This window comes from Pseudoalteromonas sp. S558, assembly GCF_005886635.1.
Classification (GTDB): Bacteria; Pseudomonadota; Gammaproteobacteria; order Enterobacterales; family Alteromonadaceae; genus Pseudoalteromonas; species Pseudoalteromonas aliena.
The window spans coordinates 44,351-70,811 of record NZ_PNDU01000018.1 but is presented as its reverse complement, the minus strand read 5'-3'; the positions used below and the strand labels follow the sequence as shown (position 1 = coordinate 70,811).

Here is a 26,461-nt window from a genome sequence, read left to right as displayed (position 1 = left end):
ACTGGCGTTTCAACTTTAGCTAAGTCTTCTACAGCAACTGCTTGTTCAACTTTTTCAGAAGCATCAACCGCTGTTTCTTGCGCTTTAGCTCTAAGTTCAGCTTCATATTCAGCTGCAGCTTGATCTGCTACTGGCACAAATGCAGGCGCTTCGTCTGATTTGTTTTCAGCGTTTTCACCTTCAGGACGACGGCGACGCTGACCTGATGCACGAAGGTGACGAGGAGAGCGGCGCGAACGCGTACGTGTTTGCTCTTGTTCTTCGTCAGTAGATACTGTGTCATCGTTAGATTCAATATCTACTATTTCTTCTTTAATATGCGCCGCTTTTTCAGCTGGTGCCTGTTGTTGCTTTTCTACAGCAGGTGCTTGCGGTTGAACTTGTGGTTTTTCTTCTTTCTCTAGTGCTTGCTCAGGAGCTTGAACAGTTGACTGCACTTGCTCAGCATTTTCGTCTTCTAAGCGTACTTTCTTACGTAAATTACGACGTTGGCGACGAACCTTAGGTTTTTGTTCCTTAGTTTCTTGCGCTGGCGCTGACTTAGACTCTACTTCAACTTTCTCCGTAACTTTTGCTGGAGCATCAGTTTTTACTTGGTCTTTATCTTCAGTTTTGCGCTCTGGTCGTTTGCGTGAATTAGGATTACGACGACGCTTATTGCGATTTTCGCTTTTTTCCTGATTCTCGTTAGTTACAGCTACAGAGTCTGTTTTAACGTCTTCTTCATTCGTTGCACGTTCTGCACGAGGCTTTGAACGCGGGTTATTATTACGACGACGTTGGTTGTTATTACGACGACGATTATCATTACCACGGTTCTTATTGTTACGCGCTTCTTCTTGCTGTAACTTCTCAGCGGCTTCTTTCTTCTCTTCTTCGCTTTCGCTAGCAAAGAGTGATTTAAACCATTTCGCGATAGTGTCTAATAGCCCACCTTGCGCTTTTGAACTAGCGACAGCTGGAGTAGCAATTGCGGCCGGTGCTGCTTGAGGCGCAGGTGTAGAAGGCATAACAACGCCTTTTAACATTGGTTCTTCACGCACAGCTGCAACGGGTGTTCTCGACATTTCAAACGTTTCAGCTTCTGGAGCAACAACCTGTCCATAGCTAACAGTTTCAATCGTTTCGTCTTTGCGTAAACGCATTACTTCGTAGTGTGGTGTTTCCATATGTTGATTAGGAATAATCACTACGTCACAGTTATGTTGCTTTTCGATGCGGTGAACGCTACGGCGTTGCTCATTTAATAAATAAGCGGCAACAGCAACAGGCACTTGTGCATTTACTTGTGTGGTATTGTCCTTAATCGCTTCTTCTTCAATTAAACGAAGGATAGATAGTGCGATTGACTCGTTAGAACGAATCGTCCCTTGACCGCTACAACGAGGACATGGTCCTTGGCTCGCTTCACCCAATGAAGGACGTAAGCGTTGACGCGACATTTCAAGTAAACCAAAGCGAGATATTTTACCAATTTGAACGCGAGCACGGTCTGGGCGAACAGCATCTTTTAAACGATTTTCTACTTCACGCTGATGGCGTGGTGGCGTCATATCGATAAAGTCGATAACAATTAAACCACCTAAATCACGCAGACGTAATTGGCGCGCAATTTCGTCAGCAGCTTCTAAGTTAGTGTTAAGTGCTGTTTCTTCGATATCACCGCCTTTAGTTGCTTTAGACGAGTTAATATCGATAGACGTTAGCGCTTCGGTAGGGTCAATTACAATTGAACCACCTGATGGTAAGCGTACTTCACGTTGAAACGCAGATTCTATTTGGCTTTCAATCTGGTAATGGGTGAATAATGGAGTATCACCTTGATAAAGCTTAACGCGGCTCATGAAATCAGGGCGGAAACGTTCAATGTGCGCTTGCGCTTCTTCAAAAACACGGGGTTTATCAATTAAAATCTCACCAATGTCACGGCGTAGATAATCGCGAATTGCACGGAATATAACGTTACTTTCTTGGTGGATTAAAAATGGCGCTTTAGCACTTTCAGCAGCAAGCCTAATGGCTTCCCAGTGGACTAGTAGTGCTTTTAAGTCGTAGTTTAGTTCTTCAAATGATTTACCAACACCAGCGGTACGAACAATTAAGCCCATTCCTTTAGGGAGTTCTAAACGATTAAGCGCTTCTTTAAGCTCAGTACGTTCATCCCCTTCAATACGACGTGAAATACCGCCAGCACGAGGGTTGTTTGGCATAAGTACTAAATAGCTACCGGCAACACTGATAAAGGTTGTTAACGCAGCGCCTTTTTGGCCACGCTCTTCTTTATCTACTTGTACGATTACTTCTTGACCTTCTTTGATCACGTCACGAATATTCGGGCGACCGTGGAAAGTGTAACCTGCAGGGAAGTAGGTACGGGCAATTTCTTTTAGAGGAAGGAAACCATGGCGATCAGCACCGTAATCAACAAATGCGGCTTCAAGAGATGGTTCAATGCGAGTAATTTTACCTTTGTAAATATTCGCTTTTTTCTGTTCGTGACCTGGGCTTTCTATATCTAAATCATATAGGCGCTGGCCGTCAACCAGTGCTACACGCATTTCTTCTTGCTGCGTTGCATTGATTAGCATACGTTTCATATTATTACTCTACTAGTTTATGTCGCTGACATGACGATGTTTTCTCGCCTGTTCAGTTGTTCCTGTTTTTAGAATGTGCAGCCTCACGACTGGGTCTTTAACGGAACGGCTCTGTATTTTCGTATGCAGTATTTTAATGGTGGCAAACAATAGTGCGTAGTCACGCTATTAAATTCTTAATGGTGTAAAAATGTCGGCTTTTCAGCTGCTTTACATTTTACCCAGAAGTCGGCCTGTCATATTAATCTTACTAAATATCATTCATATTAGGCGTGTTGGGCTCATTAAATAGTTTAACAATACACATTTGATGTAGTGTTAATCGTTATTTTATAAGCAAAGTCACTGCCAATGTTAATGAACGCTTATTTATTAGATTTTTTTAGTTCTAAATAAGCTGCTATACGGCACTACAATAATTGAGCAAATGCTGAACGACGTGTTGTTACGTCGTCACTATCAGACAAATTATCTGTTCATTGCTTTTTCTATCACGTTAAAAGTCGCTTCATGTTCAAACTTAACCAGCAATATATTACGCGCATTGCTGTTAATTGATCGCACGTGTTTACTAGGTATGTATAAAAGCTTTGGAAAACTTAACTCGGATCTGTATGATCGGCTACCCAGAATGTGCATCACGAATGTTTTAATGTGTTAAAAAGCACCGTTGTTATTTGCAAATACTAAATATTTGCGCTGCTGATTATCCCACTATTATTACAGTGTTAGCAACTAAATTATTTTACTTAAATTAGTGATTAGGCAATGTCAGAAAAAAACGACTTACAAGTAACTTATGTCACAATCAATGAGGACCATTTAGGTCAACGAATTGATAACTTTCTTATTACCCATTTAAAAGGGGTGCCTAAAAGCGCTATTTATAAACTATTGCGTAAAGGCGAGGTGCGAGTTAATAAAAAACGCATTAAGCCTGTGTATAAGCTGCAACTTGATGATGTACTGCGTATTGCGCCGATTAGAGTGGCTGAGCGCGAAGAATTTGTACCTTCAAAACTCGATAAAGTAACGCGCTTAGAAAACGATATATTATTTGAGGATAAATACCTTATTGTCATTAATAAACCATCCGGTATGGCCGTTCATGGCGGCAGTGGTTTAAGTTATGGTTTAATAGAAGCTTTGCGCGCACTTCGCCCAGAGGAGCGTAGCCTTGAGCTAGTTCATAGGCTTGACCGTGATACATCGGGTTGTTTACTTATAGCGAAGCGTCGTTCAGTGTTAACAGCATTGCATGAGCAACTTCGTGAAAAAACTATGGAAAAAAACTATTGGGCGCTTGTAGAAGGGCAATGGGACTCTAAAACGAAGAATGTAACCGAAGGGCTGCGTAAAAATACACTTAAATCGGGTGAGCGCGTAGTACGTGTAGATAACACTGAAGGTAAACCTTCGCATACTCGCTTTAAAGTACTTGAACGTTTTAACGATTGCTCATTGGTACAAGCATCGCCGGTTACAGGGCGCACGCACCAAATTCGTGTGCATACGCAATGTAAAGGTCACCCAATAGCGTGCGATGATAAGTATGGCGATCAGGGGTTTGATGAATCTATGCGTAAAGTCGGTTTAAATCGATTGTTTTTACACGCCCATGATTTAAGTTTTTATCACCCTAAAAACGAAACAACCATGCGTATTGAGGCACCACTAGACAAAACGCTTAAAAATACATTACTAAAATTACGAGATGCAAAACTGTGATTGCGATAACTCCCGTTAAAAAATATAAGCTTGTTATTTTTGATTGGGACGGCACTATTATGGATTCGGTCACTAAAATAGTGAACTGTATCCGCAGTAGTGCCGAATTGCTTAGCATCACACCACCAGGTGATGACGCAATCAAAAACATTATTGGCCTGTCGCTTGATAAAGCAATAGATGTTTTATTTCCAGCGCATACAGCACAACATGAAGCGTTAATTACAGGGTATAAACACCAATACAGTGTGGATATCACTTCTACTCCTGTATTTGACGATGTTGCTAGTGTATTAAGTGCTTTAAAAGAGCAGGGCATTGTTTTAGCGGTTGCAACAGGTAAAGGTCGAGGTGGGTTAGATCGTTTACTTGACCAAAGCCAGTTACGCCATTTTTTTAGTGCAACGCGAACAAGCGATGAAGCACAGTCAAAGCCCTCTCCAGATATGCTGCATCAGTTGCTTGAAGAGCTTGGCTTAAGCGCTCAAGATGCTGTAATGATTGGTGACACTCAAATAGACATGACAATGGCAAAAGCTGCTGGCATGGATAGAATTGGTGTAACGATGGGCGTACACAGCGCTCAGCAGCTAAATGAGCTTGATCCTATTGCAACCGTAGATAACTATCTGCAGCTGCAACAGGTGTTACTTGGCTAATTTATTTAACTAACCTGAGCTCTGGATAATAAATCTATCTCAAGCTGCTATTTTCAGCGCTAACTACGTTGAATTTACTTGTAATAGGCCCGCTATTGACGCGTAAGTTCGCCTTGTTTTCACTGAAAATCTCTGGCTAGAGAAAAATAAATTTAAATATCACTATGATTCAATATATTAGTAAATATCTTAACCAGAGTTCAGGTTAACTAGAACTTGTTTTGAACGGTTAGTACATCAATACCAAACTCAGCCAGTAATTGGCTGAGTTTAATTAATGGTAAACCGATTAGGCTGTTAGGATCGTCTCCGCTTAACCTTTCAAACAAACAGATCCCCAACCCTTCACTTTTAAAGCTGCCAGCACAGTTATACGGCTGCTCTGCATCACAATAAGCACTAATTTGTGCGTCATTGAGTGTTTTAAATGTAACATCAAAAGGTTCAACACAGGTTTTTTTGGCGCCAGTTACAATATCGTAAACACAAAGCCCTGTTAAAAATGTTACAGTATGACCGCTAAATAAATTTAGTTGTTTTATGGCATTTTGCTTATTGTGTGGTTTACCTAAAATTTGATTATTAAACACAGCGACTTGGTCTGACCCAATAGCTAAGCCTTTGTTAAAGTGTTTATTAGCAGCAGATGCTTTTAATTCACTTAAACGTTTAACTAGTTCTGTGGGGGTTTCGCCTTTGTGCGCAGACTCGTCAACGTCTGGTGAAAATGTTTCAAATGGTAAATTAAATTTTTGTAATAAAGACTGCCTAAAAGGCGAGCTTGACGCTAATATAAGTGGGTGCATCACGGATTGTTTTCCTGCGATAAATAAGATTGAGTTAGGATAAATCAGATCCGTGAGTAAAACACGTTAAAAACCAAGTAAAAATGGTTTTTTACTTTGACTAACAAACTAACTATCTATATGATGCAGCCCCTATGCAAAAGGTGAAAATTCCCATCACTCTTCATCCAGGCAAAGCAGCGCAGCACCGTTTAAAGTATGACGGAATTGTACCGCTTGAAAAACTTACTCGTTTAGAGAAAGTTGTGCAGGAAGAAGTAGGTGAAATAGCGGTAAAAATTCATTGCAAAAACGACGATCAAGGTTTCGCTGTGATTAGAGGCAATTTGTCCACACACGTAACTGTGATTTGTCAACGTTGTAATGGTGATTTAGGGTTGGATTTGGTTCAAGACTTTGTATATTCACCAGTAGGTGAAGATACTGAGTTAGATATTTTTCCAGAAGACTACGATGAAGTAGCACTTGATGAAAATGGTGAAGTTAACATCTTTAATTTAATTGAAGATGAACTGATTTTAGCAATTCCATTAGTGGCTACCCACAACGAAGCTTCATGCAGTTATTCAGCAAAGCCTGCCAGCTTTGGTGTTTTAAAGGCGGAAGATGATAAACCTAATCCATTTGATATTTTGAAACAACTTAAGAAAGATTCTTAGGAGAAGACTATGGCTGTACAAAAAAGCAAAAAGTCTCGTGCAAGACGCGGCATGCGCCGTTCACACGATGCGATCAGTGGTCCAACTTTAACTGTAGATCAAACATCTGGTGAGACTCATCGTCGTCACCATGTGACTGCAGATGGTTACTACAAAGGCGTTCAAGTAATTTCTAAATAAGAGATTACTTATATGCTGAATCATCTAACCATAGCGTTAGATATGATGGGGGGCGATTACGGCCCCCGTTCATCTATTCCTGCTGCCGTTCATGCGGTAAATGTTCATGCCAATTTAACACTCATTTTGTGTGGTAACGAACAGGTTATATCTAAAGAACTCGAATCCCTCGATTCTTTATCTCACCCAAGACTTATAATTCGTCATTGCAGTGAAATTGTCACAAATGCATGCGAACCTGCAATTGCTGTGCGTTCAAAAAAAGATTCTTCTATGCGTGTCGCCCTTGATTTAGTTAAATCGGGTGAGGCTCAAGCATGTGTCAGCTCTGGTAACACGGGCGCGCTATTCTTTATGGCTCACTACGTATTAAAAATGCTGCCAGGCGTTAAACGTGCTGCACTCATTTCAGCGGTACCTACAGAGCGTAAAAACCCTGTATATTTGCTCGATTTGGGCGCTAATGTACATTGCGATGCCGAAATGCTGTATCAGTTTGGCATTATGGGCTCTGTAGTGGCAGGGCAAGCTCTGAGCACTGATAACCCTCGTGTTAGTTTATTAAATATCGGCGCTGAAGACATTAAAGGCCATGATGATATTAAACAGGCCGCACAATTAATGCAGCAAAGCCCCTACATTAATTATATTGGTTACAGTGAAGGTAGCGATATTTTTACAGGTAAAGCTGATGTAATTGTATGCGAAGGATTTGTTGGTAATGTTGCGCTTAAAACATGTGAAGGTATTGCTAAGCTTATTATGAATAAGTTTACAGCAGCACTCGAAAAACACATTTTATACAAATGTTTGGCGTTTATGTTGCGCCCAATAATAAAAAAACTCTATAAAAGGGTGAACCCCGACCAGTATAACGGTGCTTCTCTGGTAGGATTGCGCGGTATTGTCGTTAAAAGCCATGGAAATGCCTCCGCTAAAGCATTTCAAGCTGCAATCGATGAAGCAGTTAAGGAAGTTGAACGTCAACTTCCTGATAAAATAGCTGCTATTTTCGAAAAAACACATTCTAAAGACACGGCGGTCAATCAATAATTGATGTGCCGTGTAATTCATTATTTATTTGTTTAATTAAAAAGAGCAAAGTATGGCACAAAAAATTGCACTTCTATTCCCAGGTCAAGGCTCGCAAAGCGTTGGCATGTTACACGCGCTACTAGAGAGTTCAGAGAGTGCTAAAGCAACATTTGCTGAGGCATCTGATGCACTGGGTTACGACTTAGCAGAGCTAGTTCTTAATGGCCCAGAAGAAAAATTAAATCAAACTCACCGCACACAACCTGCATTACTAACTGCAAGTGTTGCTATTTACCGTGATTGGTTAGCAGCAAACCCTGATACTGACGTTGTTATGGCAGGCCACAGCTTAGGAGAGTACTCAGCACTGGTATGTAGTGATGTTATTAGCTTGAGCGAAGCGGTTAAACTAGTTGAAAACCGTGGTTTGTATATGCAAGAAGCAGTCCCTGCTGGCATAGGTTCAATGGCGGCAATAATTGGCTTAAGCGATGAAGAAATTAAAGCAGCTTGCGCCGCGTCAGCCCAAGGCGACGTTGTTTCTCCAGTAAATTACAACTCCCCAGGCCAAGTTGTTATTGCAGGCCATAAAGCAGCAGTAGATAGAGCATCGCAAGCATGTAAAGATGCTGGTGCTAAACGTGCACTACCACTTTCTGTAAGTGTCCCTTCGCATTGTGAATTAATGAAACCAGCAGCTGATAAATTAGCTGTTGATTTAGCCGCTTTAACATTTAATACACCTAAGTGTGATGTAATTAATAATGTTGATGTAAAAGCAGAGCGTTGTGCTGATGCGATCAAAAATGCACTAGTACGCCAGCTTTATAGCCCAGTTCGCTGGACTGAAACAGTCCAAGCATTAGTTGCACAAGGTGTAACGCAAAGCTACGAATTTGGTCCTGGTAAAGTACTAACAGGGCTGGCAAAACGAATCGATAAAGCAATGATCTGTGGCTCAGTAAACGATGCCGCTTCAATTGATGCAGCTAAATAAGAGTATATATAATGTCTAATTTATTTTCTTTAGAGGGCAAAGTTGTCCTCATCACCGGCGCTAGCCGTGGTATTGGTAAAGCAATCGCAACAACCTTAGTTGCACAAGGTGCAAAAGTTGCGGGTACTGCGACCAGTGAGTCAGGCGCTGCTAAAATCAGTGAATATTTAGGTGACAATGGTAAGGGCTATGCGCTAAACGTCACTGATCCTGCATCAATAGAGACAACACTTGCGGCAATAAAAGCGGACTTAGGTGACATCGATGTACTTGTAAATAACGCAGGTATTACACGTGACAACTTATTAATGCGTATGAAAGAGTCTGAGTGGGATGATATTATCGATACCAACCTAAGCTCAATCTTCCGTTTATCTAAAGCGGTATTACGTCCAATGATGAAGAAAAAGAACGGTCGTATTATTAACATAGGCTCAGTAGTCGGTACTATGGGCAATGCAGGGCAAGCTAATTATGCGGCAGCTAAAGCCGGTGTAATTGGTTTTTCTAAATCGCTTGCACGCGAAGTGGCTTCTCGTGGTATTACAGTAAATGTAGTAGCGCCTGGTTTTATTCAAACGGATATGACCGATGAACTCAGTGACGATCAAAAAGCAGCTACACTTGCTAATGTACCGGCAGGGCGTTTAGGCCAACCAGACGAAATAGCCGCTGCAGTTTGTTACTTAGCATCTGATGCTGCGGCGTATGTATCAGGCGAAACTTTGCATGTAAATGGTGCGATGTACATGGTTTAATCGTTATTTTACCTGTACTAAAACTAATTTAAGTTAAGTAGAGTAACTCAAAAACATTGAATTTTTTGTGAACTTGCTTTAAACATACTTGAAATCGCTGCGAAAATAAGCGATAAAAGACAAAACTTACTCTCAGAGGTTTGACCAGATAATTATTTATGGTCAAATCATTGAATCAGAGAATTATGCGGCGTAAACTACGCGGCAATCTGAAAATAACGCATTGGCGTTTTTAATAAAGGAAAGAAGAATGAGCGATATCCAAGAACGCGTAAAGAAAATTATTATTGAACAACTAGGTGTTAAAGAAGAAGAAGTTAAAAATGAATCTTCTTTCGTAGATGACCTAGGTGCAGATTCTCTTGATACTGTTGAACTAGTTATGGCTCTTGAAGAAGAGTTTGATACTGAGATCCCAGACGAAGAAGCTGAAAAGATCACTACAGTACAAACTGCAATCGATTACGTTACAGCTCACGCTGAGTAATTTATCGCACATTAAGGGCAGCATTCGCTGCCCTTAATCTATATATCCAAACCACCTCAAAGTTCATGATTCAAAACCTAGCCTTAACCGCCAATCTTAATTAAAAATTATTTTTGTTTGTGTTATGCATTTTTAATCTATTTTGAGACTAGTACTTTGAGGTAGCTTGGGTATGATCATCCACCTTATAAAAATATCCCTTATTGGAGGCAAACCGTGGCTAAACGTCGAGTCGTCGTAACTGGCTTAGGAATGTTGACGCCGTTAGGTAATGATGTTCAATCAACCTGGCAAGGCTTATTAGATGGTAAAAGTGGTATTCAAACAATAACTCACTTTGACACATCAAAATTTGGTACAAAGTTCGCTGGTTTAATTAATGACTTTGATGCATCGGCTTACATGCCAGCAAAAGATGCTAAAAAGATGGATTTATTTATCCAGTACGGTATTGCAGCGGGTGTTCAAGCCTTTAAAGATTCTGGTCTAGAAGTAACAGAGCAAAATGCAACACGTATAGGTGTTGCTGTGGGCTCTGGCATTGGTGGATTAACGCTTATAGAAGAAAACCACGTTAAACTATTAAATAGCGGTCCACGTAAGCTCTCACCATTTTACGTACCCTCTACCATTATTAATATGATTTCTGGTCATTTATCAATAATGCATGGACTCCGTGGGCCAAATATTTCTATTGTGACAGCCTGTACAACAGGTTTGCATAATATTGGTCATGCAGCGCGTATGATTGCATACGGTGATGCAGATGCAATGGTTGCCGGTGGTGCAGAAAAAGCAAGCACACCAATTGGTATGGGCGGCTTTAATGCGGCGCGCGCATTATCAACCCGTAACGATGATCCACAAGCGGCTTCTCGTCCTTGGGACAAAGACCGTGACGGTTTTGTATTATCTGATGGGGCAGGTGTTGTTGTCGTTGAAGAATACGAACACGCTAAAGCACGTGGCGCTAAAATTTATGCCGAGCTGGTTGGCTTTGGTATGAGTGGCGATGCGCATCACATGACCTCCCCACCAGAAGACGGTGCTGGGGCCGCACTTGCGATGGAAAACGCGTTAAACGATGCACAAGTAAACGCACAGCAAGTGGGTTATATTAACGCACACGGTACATCAACGCATGCTGGTGATAAAGCTGAAACTGCGGCTGTTAAGTCTATTTTTGGTAATGCAGCTAAAGATGTAATGGTTGGTTCGTCTAAGTCAATGATGGGACACTTACTGGGGGCAGCGGGCTCTGTTGAGTCAATTATTTCGATTTTATCGCTTACAGATCAAAAAGTGTCTCCTACAATCAACCTTGATAACCCAGACGAAGGGTGTGACTTAGATTATATTGCGCACACTGCACGTGATGCCAAGTTAGACTTTGCACTGTGTAACTCGTTCGGCTTTGGTGGTACTAATGGCTCGTTGCTGTTTAAAAAGGTATAATCTTTTTAACAACGAACTAACTTATAAGAGCTCAGTTGTTTAACTGAGCTTTTTTTTATGCAAAAAATAATAAACCATACACAAACAATTATTACAGCAAGTGATAGCACTACCATCAGCACAAGCGATCGTGGCTTAAACTACGGTGATGGCTTTTTTACAACGGCTAAGGTTGTTGATGGGCAAGTACAGTATTGGCCTCATCATAAAGTGCGTTTGATTGAATGTGCAGAGCGTCTGGGGTTTCCTGAGTTAGAATTTAATAGCCTTGAAAATAAAATCACACAGCATATAACCGATCTGCAGCTCAGTGTGCTCAAAATACTGATAACCCGAGGTGAAGGTGGGCGTGGTTATGGTTTACCAAGTGAATGTAATATTACTATTTTATTGAGTGTGCTCGATTACCCTAGCAGTTATAGTGCACTTGCTAAAAAAGGAGTCAGGCTTGAAATAAGCCCCATTAAATTAGCAGCTCAGCCTTATTTAGCGGGATTTAAAACACTAAACCGCCTTGAGCAAGTACTTATAAAAAGAGCGATGCAAACGCAAAACTGCGACGATGTATTAGTCCTTGATCACAATGACAATGTAATTGAAGCATCTGCCGCCAATATTTTTGCGATTAAAAATCATAAAGTATTTTCACCATTGGTTGATGAGTGCGGAATAAAGGGCGTTTATCTGCAATCGTTATGTGATAAATTGCCTGTTGAATTTAAGCGCGTGCAAGTAGAAGACTTAACCCAAGCCGACGCCGTATTTGTGTGCAACAGCTTAATGGGGGCTGTGCCTGTAAAAAGTATTGAGCAACAGGTATTTAATACAGCAAACAGCCATGCATTACTCACTAAATTATTAGCCAAGGAGGCTGAGTGTTAAAAGTTATTTTATCGGTACTTTTTTTAGCTGTTATAACGACTGCTATTGGTTATCAGCAATTACAAGCGACAATAAATACCCCTTTAATGGTAACAAATAACACCCAGTTTGAAGTTAAACGCGGCACTGGCTTTAATAAGCTCTGTCAGCAGTGGCAAGCTAATAATTGGGTCGATAGCTGCTGGCGTTATCAAATAATCGCAAAACTAGATCCAACACTCACCGATTTAAAAGCGGGACTTTACGCGCTTTCAAATACGAGCGTTATCGATAACATAAAAAAAATAAATCAAGGGCAACAAGTTAGCTTTAGTTTTACTATTATTGAAGGCCAAGCACTGCGCGATGTGTTAGCGGCGATTAAAAATGCCACTAACTTAAAAAATGATTTAAACATTGAGCAACTAAGTCAGCAAGTATTGAGTAGCGATATACACCTTGAAGGGTGGTTATTTCCCGATACGTACCATTATCATAATAACGATACCGCAAGCAGTGTGTTAAAACGTGCAGCGCAAAAAATGCAGCAAACACTCGATGATGCATGGCAGCAACGAGCACAAAATTTACCTTATAACTCAGCTTATGAAGTATTAATAATGGCTTCAATTATTGAAAAAGAAACGGGGCTTGCCAGCGAGCGTCCGTTAATTGCCTCAGCGTTTGTAAATAGATTAAATACCAATATGCGCCTTCAAACCGACCCAACCGTAATATATGGGTTAGGAGAGAATTTTGATGGTGATATTAAACGCAAAGACTTACGCGACTACACACCCTACAATACGTATCGTATTAAGGGGCTACCGCCTACACCGATAGCCATGCCATCCAAAGCCGCTATTTTAGCCGCTGTTAATCCACCTCACAGTGAATACGTTTACTTTGTCGCAAAAGGTGATGGCAGTCATCAATTTTCAACCACGTTAAAACAGCACAATGCAGCAGTTAAAACGTATATATTAAATAAAAAGAATTAATTTTTTATGAAACCAAAATTTATCGTCATTGAAGGCCTAGAAGGCGCTGGTAAATCTACGGCAATTTCATTATGCCAAGATTTCTTAAACAAAAAAGAGATCGACTTTATAAACGTACGCGAACCAGGTGGTACACCGCTAGCTGAGTCACTACGCACCCTTGTAAAAGCAGAACACACTGAAGAAATTGCATTTGAGACAGAGCTGTTAATTATGTATGCGGCACGTTCGCAGTTGATGCATAACGTAATTAATCCAGCGCTTGAGCAAGGCAAATGGATACTTGCGGATCGTCATGATTTATCGTCTCAAGCCTATCAAGGTGGCGGGCGTGGTATTAGCTCAAATACACTCGCGTCGTTATCGTCAATGGTATTAAAAGGGCTAAAACCTGATTTAACTATTTACCTTGATATTGACCCTGTTATTGGCCTTGAACGCGCGAAAGGGCGAGGTGAGTTAGATCGTATAGAACAAGAAGCGATTGAGTTTTTTCAACGTACACGTATGCGTTACCTTGAGCTTGCTAGTGACGATAGTTCAATTCAAACAGTTGATGCAAATCAAGATATTGACAAAGTGCATCGTGATATCACCAACGTATTACGTACATTTTTTGAAGGGTTAAAATAACATGGCATTGCCTTGGTTACACGATACACAGCAACGCTTAGCGCAAAGCTTTCGTGGCCATCGCTTTCATCATGCGCAATTATTTTGCGGCCCTATTGGTGTTGGTAAATTTGAGTTAAGTGATCAGTTAGCTAATGCACTATTGTGCCAAAATGTAGTGGCGCAATCAGCGGCTCCTAACAGCATTTTAGCCCCGTGCGGACATTGTAAGAGTTGTTCGTTAACGCTCGCGGGTACACATCCCGATAAACGTTTAACGCAGGTAGATGGGAAAAGTATAGGCGTAGATGATATTCGGGGTATTAGTGATTTTATGCATCACTCTGCAGCGCAAAATGGCAACAAAGTTGTTGTCATCGAAAACTGTGAAAAAATGACAACAGCCGCAGCAAATGCATTATTAAAAACATTAGAAGAGCCAAGTAATAGCCGATTTTTAATACTGACCACAAGCCAAGCTGCGCAACTTCCAGCGACTATATTGAGCCGTTGTGCTAAAACCGATGTAAAAGTAACAAACACACAGCTTGCCCAGCAATGGCTTGAAGCATTGCAAATTACCGGTTATAGCTGGTTGCCTCTTTTTTACAACCAGCCGTTACAAATAAAGCAGTGGCAAGAACAAAATCAGCTACAAAGTATTGATATGCTCTATAAATTTGCAACTGAGTTTAAACAAAGTCATAATTTCAAAGCGTTAGTCGATATTATAAATAAACAGCCTGAGCTTGTTCGTATATTTACTTTGTTCTTAAGTGAGCAATTAAAGCAGCAGCTGTTGCAAGGTATGAACTTTGAAGCGTATCAAGTTGCGCAACAAGCACTGAGCGAGTTTTTGCAAAATAATACAAAGATCCTTGGCCTTAATTTATCGCTGGCAGTATCGCGATTAGCGTACATATTACGTAATCAATAAACAGGACTAAACATGCAAGAGCTATTAGTTGATATAGATGACCTCGATGAGTTATATCGCTGTTATATGCCTTACCTAAACAAAGGGGGCTTGTTTGTACGAACGAATATGCGCTACGAAGCGGGTCATTCATTGGCGCTTAGAGTCACATTACCTGATGCACTAGAGGATGACGTAGTCACCGGTAAAGTATCGTGGATCACGCCTCAAGGCGCACAAAGTTCAAACCCGCCTGGCATAGGTATTAGCTTTTTAGATGATAAAACAAACCTAAATACCAAGATCGAAAAACTACTGGGGACTATGTTAAACTCCGGTAATCCAACTTACACCATGTAGTAATAACAGGCCCAATTTTGATAGTAGATTCACATTGCCATTTAGACCGTCTTGATTTTGATAAACTCGATTTAAACCTTGACCAAGTGCTTGATAAAGCGCGCGCAAAAAAGATTGAACATTTTTTATGTGTAAGCGTAACACTTGATCAGTTTCCAAGTATGCTCGATAAAATTAAGCATTATGCTGATGTATCAGCCTCTTGTGGTGTTCATCCGCTTGATCAAAAAGACGCGCTTAATAAACAATTATTAACCGAACTCGCATCTCATGAAAAAGTAGTTGCGATTGGCGAAACAGGCCTAGATTACTACTACGCAAAAGACACACACGCAGTGCAACAAGCTAGTTTTGTTGGGCATATTGAAGTGGCTAACGAATTGCAAAAGCCGTTAATTATTCATACTCGTGATGCACGCGACGACACCATTAATTTAATGCGTGAGCATAACGCTGAAAATTGCGGCGGTGTATTACATTGTTTTACAGAAGATTGGGATATGGCTAAAAAAGCTATAGACATGGGCTTTTACATTTCTATTTCAGGCATTGTTACGTTTAAAAATGCGGTAGAGCTAAAAGACGTTGTTAAAAAAATTCCACTCGATCGTTTATTAATAGAGACCGACTCGCCTTATTTAGCGCCAGTACCCCATCGCGGGCAAACTAATCAGCCAGCGTACGTAGAAGATGTCGCTTATTATATAAGTGAATTAAAGGGTATTAGTTTTAACGAGTTAGCTAAAGCGACGACTGACAATTTTTACTCTTTATTTAAATTAGCAGCTAAAGGCTAACCCTATGATGACTAAAACGGGGCAACTTCCTATTTTACTAATGGGGCCAATGGTGCGCCGTGCGGAGCAAGCGGGTGTGTGCATTCAGTTTGCTACATCCGAGCCTGCAAATTGTCGTATAGATCTTATAAATAATGAAAGCTACAGTGAACAGCAAAGTATTGCGCTAGGCGAACACTTATTTTTACACTTTGTTGTTATAAAACCTATAAACGAGCAGTTTCCTCTCGATACACAGCTCCCTTATGCGCTTTTTATCGATGGTAAGAGCATTGATTTATCTCCTTGGTGTTTTGAAAATCAGCCAACTCCCGCGTTTGTAATTCCCAATAAACTGACTGATATTTTGCATGGTTCGTGTCGTAACGCACATCACCCAGCAAAAGATAGTTTAGTATCGGCAAGTAAATGGCAAAACACTCAGCGCAGTAAGAATGAACAAGGCGCGCAGCTACTTTTGCTCAGCGGCGATCAGGTGTATGCCGATGATGTAGCAGGGCCTATGTTGTTGGTTATTTATCAATTAATAGATCAGCTTGGCATATATAAAGAGCAACCACTTGAGCTTGCTTTACCCAGCGATATAAACGAGCAGCTTTATAATAGGCATCATTTTTTACCTAAAATGCCTTGGCAAAATCGTTCTAAGTTAGGCGTAGGTTATTGGTTAAAAAAAGACGAACCGCACTTTTCAAGCGTCAAGGCTTACAATCACCTTATTTATTTTGAAGAATATATCGCGCTCTATTTGCTGAATTTTAGTGCGGCAGCTTGGGCATGTGTTGATCTAGAGAAGACGCAATATACAGAGCAAAATAATAAAAATCAGACTATTTTCAATGCTGAAAAAACGGCTCTAATTGATTATGCAGAAGGTTTGAGTGAGGTAGAGCGGTTATTTGCCAATGTATCTACGTTGATGATGTTTGACGATCACGATGTCACTGACGACTGGAATCTTACTGCTGGGTGGGAGCAAGCAATAAGTCAAAATAAAAGTAGTAAACGTATTGTGAGCAATGGCTTAGCCAGTTATTGGTTGTTTCAAGGAATAGGTAATGATGCACTCACTAAAACAAGTGCATTAATACAACCGTTCAAAGATAGCTTAGTTGATGAGGATGTTTGGCAATTTAAAGCATTTGACAAGTCCTTACATGAGTTTAACTACTGGCATTACGAACTAACTACAACACCTAAAGTTGTTGTGCTAGACACCCGTACACATCGCTGGCGCAACGAGTCAAACTTTAACGAACCGTCTGGTTTACTGGATTGGGCGCGTTTAACTGATCTTGAAGAAAGCCTGTTAAGCCACGAACAAGTTATTATTGTATCGCCCGCCCCCGTGTTTGGTGTTAAATCAATAGAAGCGATTCAAGCCATGTTTAATATTTGTGGGCAACCGCTTATGGTTGACGTAGAAAATTGGATGGCACACGAAGGCTCGGCTAAAAAATTACTTGATACGTTTAGACGCACAGACACACCAAACGAAACACTTATTCTATCTGGAGACGTACATTACTCGTTCTGTTTTTCGGTGCAAAAGCGTTTTGGTGATCACCCCAACCGAATTTGGCAACTCACTGCCAGTGGCATTAAAAATGAGTTCCCTCGTAAACTTATAAACGTACTTGATAAGCTCGACTCCATTTTATACGGTCCAAAAAGTCCATTAAACTTTTTTACAAAGCGCTGGCATATGGAAGTAGATAAACACCAAACTATAGACGAAGGGCAAAAATATTTAGTGAGTGATTCGGCTATTAGTTTAATAACCTTAGAGCAGGGGAATTTATCCCGCTATCAGCTTATCCATGGCGACGGGCATTTAACTGAGTTTGATTTAGAGCATAACTAATAAGTATCCATGAACGTAAAAGCGTAGATTTTAAACGCCAGCAAGCTGTGCGTCTACAAGTGAGTTTAACCACAGTGTTAAACTTTACCGGTAGACGTTGAGCTTGCTCACGTTAGAAGTGAAGCTTCTCATTACTTAAAAAATTGGTCTCACCACCGAGAGTACAGAGGCGCCTTGCGCTACACAGAGAAAAGCTAAGTTAAATTTGTTTGCAGTTACTAGCTCCTAAAATTACTTCTCTTTTTCTTCTCCGTGTCCTCAGTGGTTAATTTATTATTGATATACCAGCGAGTTCGATTAAATATAAAAGCGTTGCTTTTAGACGCAAGTAAATTGAACCTTAGCGGTAGACGCAGAGCTTGCTCGCGTTAGAAGCGCAGCTTCTAATCACTCTATGTTAGGTAATTACTTGGCTTTGTATTTAACCATGCTCTTTTCGGTTTCGCTTGGGTGCAGGTAATTTATTGGTTAATATCGCTAAGCATAAAATAGTGATAAATAGCATTGAATTTGCGCCGGCCTGCAGTGAATAGTCAACCGATGAGTGTAGTAGCATCGCGACTATGGCTGTGGCGCAAGCAAAGGCCACTCCCTGAAATAGCGCCGTTTTACGCTTTCGCATCGTCGTAATACACAACCATAAACAATAAAGCACAAGCAAACCAAGTAGTGATGTAGCGGGTATGCCAAGTTCGGCTGCAAACTGAACATAATCATTGTGAGCGTTATCATAGTAGCCAGAGTAGGGCTCAGATTGATACTTAGGGAACGCGGTATAAAACGTACCACCGCCGGCGCCTAAAAACGGATGATCTAATATAAGCGGAATTGAGTCGCGAACTACTTCGTCACGAGTTTCTGAATGCAAGCTAGTTTCAGTGATCCGCTGCTTTACTTTTTCTACATCAAATATGGCACCAATAATAATTAAATCAATAATAAAAAAGCTAACAATGAGTAATTTGAATGATCGAGGTTTTTGTTTGTATATAAATAAAGCGAGTGCGCTTATTATCATCAGAGCAATAAAAAAGGCCGAGTTACCCATGCGGCTGCGGGTTAAAATAAGTGCAACAATAATTATAATTAAAGACACTCGCAATATAATTTTGGAACTTAATAATATTTCAGCCCAAGCTCGCATGGTTTGCTCAAAAGTTTGTTTATAATCACTATTACTTCTTTTTAACTCGCTGATCAAAACACCAATACCTAAACATAAGCACAGAGATAAATAGTTTGCTAAAAAGTTAGAGTATGTAAATGTCCCAATTGCACGATCAGTATGCTTATAACTAAACAAAGGGCTAACGATATCGGGTGATAGGTTTAAGTAACTGGCATATAAGGCTTGGAATACACCCGCACAAATAATGGCATAAATGAGTTTTCTGATGCGAAGAGCATTATTACAGTAGATAAATATTAACCAGCAAAACAGTATCATAAAGCCAGTTTTAAGAAGCATTTGCTTTGTTTGAAAAGCATCTACACTGGTGCCTAATAACTGTATGCCACACACCAAAACAACAACGCCAAGCACACTAAATAAAGGCCAAGAGTATAACGGAGGATAAAGCGCCTGCTTGTCGTTCATAACACTATTAACTAAGTGAGTGCAAAACGTAGCAGCAATTAAAATGCCCATAGCTAAAATAGCCCAAGGCCTATAACTGCCTAAAGGGAGGGGAAGTAAAAATAGTATGGTGCAGATACAAAAGAATATGAAACGATTCAAAATAAACTCTAAAGCAAAAACGCAGCCTCAAGGCTGCGTTTATATTATTATTTAAGTAACGATTAGTTACCGACTTCAGAAATCCCAGTATCGCCACCTGTACCGCCTGCGCCAGGAGACACAGGTAATGTTGGTAAAGCTACAATCACTGGAGGTGCAGGTTGAGTGCCTACAGGACCTGCAGCAGTTGCTTCAGAGGCTACGGTTGCATCTATACCCGCTGTTATTGCTGCTATGGTAATAGTATCAGAGTCAACACCGTAGGCAGACAGTGCAGCTAAAAAGTTAGAAATTAATGGGCTATCTACCCCAAAAGAGGCAATAACAGCCGAAATCATCCCGTCAATATTTGCAGGAGAACAGCTTCCGTAAGGGATTGTTTCATCTAGCTGATTTTTTTCGTTGTTTTTACAAATACGTGTAATGGCTTCTAGTAAGTCTTTTTCTAATTGTTCAGGAGACGTTTGCGCCGTAACGTTGCTTAAAATGTTTATTAAGCTATTCATACTTTCGTTTTGAACCTTTGCAGCAGTATCCGTTTGTGCATAGGTAGGTAAGCTTATAAATGCCGAAGCACTGGCAACTAGGCCGGCTAAAATAATTGATTTCATTTCTCATCCATTGATTTACTGACTAATTGCAAAATTTTATCGCATCCGAACAGAAAGTAAACTTTTTATTTTCACTTTCGCCATTTAATTTAATGATTTTTGACGGGGGCATAATTAAATTACCCTGCAACCCGTCACAACCCAAGCTTTCTAATATTTTTAAGGTTTCTGGCTTTTCGATTAAACAGGTTATTACTTTGATACCAAAACCATGACAAATGTTATTAACGGTTTGAATAAAAAATTGGCTCTGGGTATTCGTAATTAAGTCTTGTATATAACTGCCGTCAATTTTTACATATTCAACATCAAGACCTTGTAGATACCTAAACGAGGTTAAACTAGTGCCAAAGTGCTCAATACATACATTGATACCAATTTCTTTTATCGCATCAATATGCAAAGACGCGACGTGTACATTGTAAAGTAAACTAATTTCATGCAGTTCAAATAATAGGTTGTTTTTGAGTACAGCTTTGGTTTGCGCATACAGTGTTAGCCACTGAATGAAATCGGTTGAGTACAATGATGCCTTGCTGATATTCAGGGCAAATATATCATCAGGGTGTTGCTCTTTAACATTAACAAAGTTACGGATTATTTTTTTATCTAGTTCTTCAGTGAGATTCAATTTTTCAGCCATGGCGAATAAATGGCCATTATTTACTTTCTCACCCTCGTGCGTAAAGTGAGCAAACACTTCAAAGTAACATTGCTTGTCATTCGAGTTTGCTCGCTTAACAGGTTGTACTGAAAAACTGACTTCGCCAGAATTAATAATAGATTTAATAAGTGCGCGCCATTGATTTACGCTTAATAAAGTATCTTTATCGATTTTATTAACGTTAGTGCCTTCACCAATCGTGCAGCCAGTATCGAGTGACGATAAAACGTCACCCATAGAAGAGCCATTATCAACTTGAATAAGTGCTAAATTAGCAAATCCATTAATGTGTAAGCTATTTTCTTTTTGACCAAATGCATCGGTTAACTCTAAACGGGCTTTATTTAAGAATAAAGTGTCGTAGGGAGCGAGTACAATAAAGGTACTTCCGTTTAACCTAAATACTCGTGTATTCGATAAGTCAGTAACAAGAGTTTTAAGCGTTGCGGCTGCATCAAGTACATGTTCGTCACCGTCTTGATAGCTTACAGCTTGATTTATATTAGCCAGCGAGGGTAGTGTAAGCATCATCGCTGTAATTGGCGTGTCTTCACTAATACTCCCAACAACAGAGTTAAAGTGATTTTCAAACGACTTTCGATTACCAAAACCAGTTAACTGATCAATGTAGACCTCTTCAGTAAGCGCTTGGGTTTGTTTTGTTAAAGAGTCAAATGTACTTTGTAAATTAATAACCATGTTATTAATGGCTTTAGTTACTGTACGAAGTTCTCTGGCAACTGGTATCTCGTTATTTAATGTAAAACGCTTGCGAGTAACTAACTTTGCTTGGTCTTCTACCGCTTTTAAAGGTTTGAACACAGCACGTAAGATTAAAAATGCGATGGCAAGTGATGCCATTAACAATAAAAATGAGCCATATAAGCTACGTTTAGTGTGCTGCCAAAGTGTTAAGTAAGATTGCCCCGTATGGCTTGTTACTTCAAGCACACCTGCCATTAGCCAACCATTATTGATTTCAGACTGCATAGTCGGGGCATTTAATTCACACATAGCTATAAACCAATCAGGCACCGATTCGACCCGTTTAGGATTAGCAAGCTCAAAAACAATATTGTTTTGCGCGTCAGTAAATTTAATATGATTATAATACCCAGAGTCAAAAATAGCCGTTGCCATTGTTTGGGCAATCATGATGCTATCTTCTTCTAAGTAGGGTGATATAGAAAGCCCTAAGCTCGTTGCGGTATCTTGAGCATGGCTTGCCATTTGAGTTTGTAAATAATTACGGGTGGTATCAACGTCTGTAATAATACGTATAAAAAATGAAATAAACGAGATCGCTACTATAAGCCCATAAACTTGGGTTTTTAAGCTTAATCCATTTTTAGTAAGCAGAGACATAACTGGTAGTTCCTTTATAGTTATTTTTAACAGGAGAAAGCTGGCCTTGCTCAATTCTCTCTAGCATAGTGTTCCAAGCCGATACGCCACGACTATTCTTAACCTTATTACCCAACCCTTTTGATTTAGCTAACCATAACCCTTGACCATTAAAACTATAAATAGGGGTTAAATCGTTGCGCTTATTTGCGGGTAATAATTTTGTGTTGAAATTGCCTAATACATAAGGAATTTGATTTGGCTTTTCAAAATAGATAAGCACCATATGAGGCTGATTCACTGTACGTTGACGCACGTACATAAACCTGATTTTATCTTCAGGTATTCCCAAGGCAATTAAAGTAAAGTACTTTGCAATGACATAATCTTCGCAATCGCCCATACCCACACCTAAACTCTCAAGTGGTGTTGCCCAATAATCTTTTTGCAGCCAAAGTTCATCATCGGTTTTATATTTAATATTTTCATTAAAAAAGTCATTAACTAAATGAATTTTTTGCCACTCACTTTCAGTTTTCGATTCATCAATAAAAGCGAGCCATTGTTGTATACGACGATGGCCTTGTTCACCATAGTGTTGCTTAGCAAGGGCGATTATATCACTGTTGCGTAAATACAAAAGCATATCTTGTGCGCAAGCCAAAAATGACACTAATATAAAAATGCAAAGTCCAAAGCGCACAAGCAAATCCCTAATAAGCAAACGATGCCATTATAGTAGCATTAGTTTTAGAAAGGTAGTTCATAAAAGCGCTAAAACTCAACACTGAAACATTTTTGCAACATAAAACAATCGTAAAGGGTGTTATTTTTATTGAGCGAATTAGTGTGTTGTGTATAATGCACGCCCACAAGGTTGTGGTGCTCGTAAAGTAGATAGTATTTATCTTTTACGCGGCCTAAGTTATTTACTGTCTAAAGTAACTAAAAAGGAATTAAAGTGAGTGTATTAAAAGCAGTATTACCAGTTGCAGGCCTAGGTACAAGAATGTTACCAGCAACAAAAGCAACGCCTAAAGAAATGCTTCCCCTCGTTGATAAACCTTTAATTCAATATGTTGTAAATGAAGCCGTACAAGCTGGAATTAAAGAAATAATACTTGTTACACATGCTTCAAAAAATTCAATAGAGAACCACTTTGATACTAGTTTTGAACTAGAGGCCACGTTAGAAGCGCGTGTAAAACGAAGCTTATTAGATGAAGTGCGATCAATAGTCCCTAGGGGCGTTACTATTATATCTGTTCGTCAATCAGCCCCATTAGGATTAGGCCACGCAATTTTAGAAGCTCGTCCTATAGTTGGTAATAATCCATTCGCAATTTTATTACCCGACGTGATTATAGACCAATATAAGTCGAACCTAAAAACTGATAATTTAGCGCAAATGATCACTCGCTTCGAAACAACAGGCCATAACCAAATAATGGTTGAAAAAGTGCCTGCTGAACAAGTTCATAATTATGGTGTTGTTGATCTAGCTGGCAAAACAATAATGCCTGGTGAAAACGCAATAATTAAAAATATGATAGAGAAACCTACTGGCGACGATGCCCCTAGCAATTTAGCTATTACAGGTCGCTACGTAGTCTCTCCAGCTATTTGGGATTTACTCGAATATACTCCCCCAGGTGCTGGTAATGAGATACAACTTACTGATGCGCTACTTCAACTTCGCCACCTAGAACCATTAGAAGCTTACCACTTAAAAGGTAAGTCACATGATTGTGGTTCAAAATTGGGTTATATGCTTGCAAATGTTGAGTATGCAATGCAATCGAGCGTTATGGGTGAAGAATTTACCAAACAAGTTAAAAGCTTAATGGCTGCAAGCATTAGTTAAAACAACAATGAATTCGTTAAAATTAAGGAATAACATGGCTATTAAAGTATTAAGTATTTTTGGTACACGTCCCGAAGCTATTAAAATGGCACCATTGGTTAAAGCATTAAAACTAGCTGACGGCATCGAAGCAAAAGTATGCGTAACAGCGCAGCACAGAGAAATGCTTGATCAGGTGTTAGACTTATTTGAAATTACCCCTGAATATGATTTAGATATCATGAAACCGGGGCAAAGCCTGTACGACGTAACAACAAATATTCTTTTAGGCTTAAAGCCAATACTTGAAGAGTTTAAGCCTGATTTAATTCTCGTTCATGGCGATACAAGTACAACACTTTCGGCAAGCCTAGCTGCCTTTTATCAACAAATTCCTGTCGGGCATGTAGAAGCAGGATTACGTACAGGCAATTTAGCATCTCCGTGGCCTGAAGAAGGCAACCGTAAATTAACGGGAGCAATTACCAAACTACACTTTGCGCCTACAGATACCTCCGAGCAAAATTTATTAAACGAAGGCGTAAACGCTGATGACATCATTGTCACCGGAAACACGGTTATAGACGCATTATTACAAGTAGTTGATAAAGTAAAAACGGACGAAACATTAATTCAGACTCTTCAAGCTAAATTTCCAGAATTAGATGAAAGTAAAAAACTAATTCTAGTAACCGGACACCGACGTGAAAGTTTTGGTGGTGGATTTGAGCGTATTTGTGAAGCCCTTGCTGAAATAGCCACAGCTCACCCAGAAGCGCAAGTTCTCTATCCAATGCATTTAAACCCAAATGTACGTGAACCGGTAAACCGTATCTTAAAAAATGTTAAAAACGTACAACTTATCGAGCCTCAAGACTACTTACCATTTGTGTACCTTATGAGCAAAGCACACATAATTGTAACCGATTCCGGCGGTGTTCAAGAAGAAGCGCCAAGCTTAGGCAAACCTGTATTAGTAATGCGTGACACAACCGAACGCCCAGAGGCCGTAGCTGCTGGCACTGTTAAACTTGTTGGAACAGATAAAAACCGCATTATTAATGAGGTTAAAAACTTACTAACAAACCAAGCTGATTATGAAACGATGAGTCGCGCACATAATCCTTACGGTGATGGTAAAGCGTGTGAACGTATTATTTTAAAAATTAAACAGCACTTTAACGTGTAATAGACGTTTTACAGACTTATTTATATAGGATTTATTATGACGATTAAAACAGTATCAGTAGTAGGTTTAGGGTATATAGGATTACCAACAGCAGCCGTAATTGCATCAAGAGGGGTTAACGTTATTGGTTTGGATGTAAACCAAAAAGCAGTTGACACAATAAATGCAGGTGAAATCCATATTGTAGAACCTGATCTAGATATAATCGTAAGAGGGGTTGTGTCTACCGGTAATTTACGTGCAACGACCACACCAGAAAAAGCAGATGTGTTTATGGTAGCAGTACCTACACCATTTATACATAGCGAAAGTGGCGATCATAAAGCTGACTTAAGTTATATAGAGTCAGCAGCAAAAACAATTGCACCAGTGCTCGAAAAGGGCAACTTAGTTATTTTAGAATCGACTTCACCAGTAGGCGCAACCGAACAACTAGCTCAGTGGTTAAGCGAAGCCCGCCCCGATCTAACATTCCCACAAGACAAAGGCGATGCCGCCGATATTAATATTGCACATTGCCCTGAACGTGTATTACCAGGTTATGTCTTACAAGAACTTGTTTCAAACGACCGTGTAATTGGTGGAATGAGCAAAGCATGTAGTGAAAAAGCCGTAAAATTATACGAACTTTTTGTACGTGGTGAATGCATTGTTACTAATGCAAGAACAGCCGAAATGGCAAAACTAACTGAAAACTCATTTCGTGATGTAAACATCGCATTTGCTAATGAGCTATCTGTAATATGTGACAAACTTAAAATTAATGTTTGGGAACTGGTAAAGTTAGCTAATCGTCATCCTCGCGTAAACATTTTAAACCCAGGTCCTGGTGTAGGCGGGCATTGCATCGCGGTTGATCCTTGGTTTATTGTTGCGAGTTGCCCAGATGAAGCCAACATTATAAAGCAAGCGCGCCTGACTAATGACGCTAAACCGTATTATGTTATTAGCAAAATAACTAAAGCGGCCGACGAGTTTAAACGTCCTGTTATTGCATGCTTAGGTTTAGCATTTAAAGCAGATATAGACGATCTTCGCGAAAGTCCTGCACTTCAAATCGTACAAGAATTAGCTTCAAAAAATGTTGGTAAAATATTAGCGGTAGAGCCTAATATACATGAGCTTCCTGAAAAATTAGCGTCAAAAGGTGTCGAACTTACCTCTCTTGATTCAGCGTTAGAGCAAGCAAATATTATTGTCGTGCTTGTTGATCATAAACAATTTAAAGCAGCGGATAAAACGCAATTTGCTTCAAAAGTTGTCATTGATACTCGCGGTATAATTTAAGAGATTCAGATGA

The 26,461-nt window shown here is 39.9% G+C and carries 25 protein-coding genes; 19 read left to right on the top strand and 6 right to left on the bottom strand.

Translation table 11 applies throughout. The features are described from left to right. The coding region (gene rne, locus CWB66_RS01725) for a ribonuclease E (protein WP_138584098.1) at positions 1–2,597 on the bottom strand (2,597 nt) is incomplete at its 3' end. 768 nt (positions 2,598–3,365) lie between these two features. On the opposite strand from rne, the gene rluC reads away from it, so the two are divergent. Both rluC and CWB66_RS01715 read left to right on the top strand, forming a co-directional pair. After that, on the top strand, positions 3,366–4,325 hold the full coding sequence (gene rluC, locus CWB66_RS01720; RefSeq protein ID WP_077538268.1) for a 23S rRNA pseudouridine(955/2504/2580) synthase RluC: 960 nt from the start codon (positions 3,366–3,368) through the stop codon (positions 4,323–4,325). Further along, a complete protein-coding gene (locus CWB66_RS01715) occupies positions 4,322–4,984 on the top strand; it encodes an HAD-IA family hydrolase (RefSeq protein WP_252371701.1) in 663 nt (220 codons plus the stop codon). Before rluC ends, CWB66_RS01715 begins: the two co-directional genes overlap by 4 nt. A 209-nt stretch (positions 4,985–5,193) precedes the next feature. Here CWB66_RS01715 and CWB66_RS01710 read toward each other — a convergent pair whose 3' ends face one another. Continuing rightward, positions 5,194–5,793, bottom strand: a complete 600-nt coding sequence (locus CWB66_RS01710) for a Maf family protein (RefSeq protein WP_138584097.1) — start codon at positions 5,791–5,793, stop codon at positions 5,194–5,196. A 131-nt stretch (positions 5,794–5,924) separates the two neighbouring features. Here CWB66_RS01710 and yceD point away from each other — a divergent pair, with 131 nt between their 5' ends. The 14 genes from yceD (at position 5,925) to CWB66_RS01640 (ending at position 17,772) form a co-directional block, all read left to right on the top strand. Further along, positions 5,925–6,449, top strand: a complete 525-nt coding sequence (gene yceD / locus CWB66_RS01705; protein ID WP_077538266.1) for a 23S rRNA accumulation protein YceD — start codon at positions 5,925–5,927, stop codon at positions 6,447–6,449. Between the two features lie 9 nt (positions 6,450–6,458). Beyond that, positions 6,459–6,629 (top strand): 50S ribosomal protein L32, encoded by a 171-nt coding sequence (gene rpmF / locus CWB66_RS01700; protein ID WP_002962381.1) that lies wholly within the window; start codon positions 6,459–6,461, stop codon positions 6,627–6,629. Between the two features lie 12 nt (positions 6,630–6,641). Beyond that, the gene (gene plsX, locus CWB66_RS01695; RefSeq protein WP_138584096.1) at positions 6,642–7,682 is read left to right on the top strand and encodes a phosphate acyltransferase PlsX; all 1,041 of its coding nucleotides are present in this window, start codon (positions 6,642–6,644) and stop codon (positions 7,680–7,682) included. A gap of 52 nt (positions 7,683–7,734) precedes the next feature. Further along, positions 7,735–8,661, top strand: a complete 927-nt coding sequence (gene fabD / locus CWB66_RS01690) for an ACP S-malonyltransferase (RefSeq protein WP_138584095.1) — start codon at positions 7,735–7,737, stop codon at positions 8,659–8,661. A gap of 11 nt (positions 8,662–8,672) precedes the next feature. Continuing rightward, positions 8,673–9,419 carry a 3-oxoacyl-ACP reductase FabG gene (gene fabG, locus CWB66_RS01685; RefSeq protein WP_077538263.1) on the top strand — a complete coding sequence of 249 codons (747 nt, stop codon included), beginning with the start codon at positions 8,673–8,675 and terminating at the stop codon, positions 9,417–9,419. Positions 9,420–9,669: 250 nt separating this feature from the next. After that, the gene (gene acpP / locus CWB66_RS01680; RefSeq protein WP_002962377.1) at positions 9,670–9,906 is read left to right on the top strand and encodes an acyl carrier protein; all 237 of its coding nucleotides are present in this window, start codon (positions 9,670–9,672) and stop codon (positions 9,904–9,906) included. A gap of 216 nt (positions 9,907–10,122) precedes the next feature. Further along, positions 10,123–11,361 carry a beta-ketoacyl-ACP synthase II gene (gene fabF / locus CWB66_RS01675; protein WP_077538262.1) on the top strand — a complete coding sequence of 413 codons (1,239 nt, stop codon included), beginning with the start codon at positions 10,123–10,125 and terminating at the stop codon, positions 11,359–11,361. Positions 11,362–11,418: 57 nt separating this feature from the next. Further along, entirely contained in the window at positions 11,419–12,243 is an 825-nt protein-coding gene (gene pabC / locus CWB66_RS01670) for an aminodeoxychorismate lyase (RefSeq protein WP_171037446.1), read from the top strand. Beyond that, positions 12,237–13,223, top strand: coding sequence for an endolytic transglycosylase MltG (gene mltG / locus CWB66_RS01665; RefSeq protein ID WP_077538261.1), 987 nt, complete (start codon positions 12,237–12,239; stop codon positions 13,221–13,223). Before pabC ends, mltG begins: the two co-directional genes overlap by 7 nt. 6 nt (positions 13,224–13,229) lie before the next feature. Beyond that, on the top strand, positions 13,230–13,856 hold the full coding sequence (tmk, locus tag CWB66_RS01660; RefSeq protein WP_138584094.1) for a dTMP kinase: 627 nt from the start codon (positions 13,230–13,232) through the stop codon (positions 13,854–13,856). A 1-nt stretch (position 13,857) separates the two neighbouring features. Then, positions 13,858–14,772, top strand: coding sequence for a DNA polymerase III subunit (locus tag CWB66_RS01655; protein WP_138584093.1), 915 nt, complete (start codon positions 13,858–13,860; stop codon positions 14,770–14,772). Positions 14,773–14,784: 12 nt separating this feature from the next. After that, positions 14,785–15,111, top strand: a complete 327-nt coding sequence (locus CWB66_RS01650; RefSeq protein ID WP_138584092.1) for a PilZ domain-containing protein — start codon at positions 14,785–14,787, stop codon at positions 15,109–15,111. Between the two features lie 17 nt (positions 15,112–15,128). Further along, entirely contained in the window at positions 15,129–15,908 is a 780-nt protein-coding gene (locus CWB66_RS01645; protein WP_138584091.1) for a TatD family hydrolase, read from the top strand. A gap of 4 nt (positions 15,909–15,912) precedes the next feature. After that, positions 15,913–17,772 carry an alkaline phosphatase D family protein gene (locus tag CWB66_RS01640; RefSeq protein ID WP_138584090.1) on the top strand — a complete coding sequence of 620 codons (1,860 nt, stop codon included), beginning with the start codon at positions 15,913–15,915 and terminating at the stop codon, positions 17,770–17,772. Between the two features lie 421 nt (positions 17,773–18,193). Here CWB66_RS01640 and CWB66_RS01635 read toward each other — a convergent pair whose 3' ends face one another. The 4 genes from CWB66_RS01635 to CWB66_RS01620 form a co-directional block, all read right to left on the bottom strand. Further along, entirely contained in the window at positions 18,194–19,510 is a 1,317-nt protein-coding gene (locus CWB66_RS01635; RefSeq protein ID WP_077538255.1) for an O-antigen ligase family protein, read from the bottom strand. A gap of 62 nt (positions 19,511–19,572) precedes the next feature. Further along, positions 19,573–20,121: a hypothetical protein gene (locus tag CWB66_RS01630; protein WP_138584089.1), complete on the bottom strand. Its 549-nt coding sequence runs from the start codon at positions 20,119–20,121 to the stop codon at positions 19,573–19,575. Between the two features lie 22 nt (positions 20,122–20,143). Further along, positions 20,144–22,150, bottom strand: coding sequence for a bifunctional diguanylate cyclase/phosphodiesterase (locus tag CWB66_RS01625; RefSeq protein ID WP_138584088.1), 2,007 nt, complete (start codon positions 22,148–22,150; stop codon positions 20,144–20,146). Further along, a complete protein-coding gene (locus tag CWB66_RS01620) occupies positions 22,134–22,832 on the bottom strand; it encodes a transglutaminase-like cysteine peptidase (protein ID WP_077538252.1) in 699 nt (232 codons plus the stop codon). Before CWB66_RS01620 ends, CWB66_RS01625 begins: the two co-directional genes overlap by 17 nt. Positions 22,833–23,090: 258 nt before the next feature. Between CWB66_RS01620 and galU the strand changes: the two genes are divergently transcribed. The 3 genes from galU to wecC are packed head-to-tail and all read left to right on the top strand — an operon-like array spanning position 23,091 to position 26,448. Then, the gene (gene galU, locus CWB66_RS01615; RefSeq protein ID WP_138584087.1) at positions 23,091–23,993 is read left to right on the top strand and encodes a UTP--glucose-1-phosphate uridylyltransferase GalU; all 903 of its coding nucleotides are present in this window, start codon (positions 23,091–23,093) and stop codon (positions 23,991–23,993) included. Between the two features lie 34 nt (positions 23,994–24,027). Beyond that, positions 24,028–25,161 carry a non-hydrolyzing UDP-N-acetylglucosamine 2-epimerase gene (gene wecB / locus CWB66_RS01610; RefSeq protein ID WP_077538250.1) on the top strand — a complete coding sequence of 378 codons (1,134 nt, stop codon included), beginning with the start codon at positions 24,028–24,030 and terminating at the stop codon, positions 25,159–25,161. A 36-nt stretch (positions 25,162–25,197) separates the two neighbouring features. Continuing rightward, entirely contained in the window at positions 25,198–26,448 is a 1,251-nt protein-coding gene (gene wecC, locus CWB66_RS01605; RefSeq protein ID WP_138584086.1) for a UDP-N-acetyl-D-mannosamine dehydrogenase, read from the top strand. Positions 26,449–26,461: the final 13 nt, after the last annotated feature.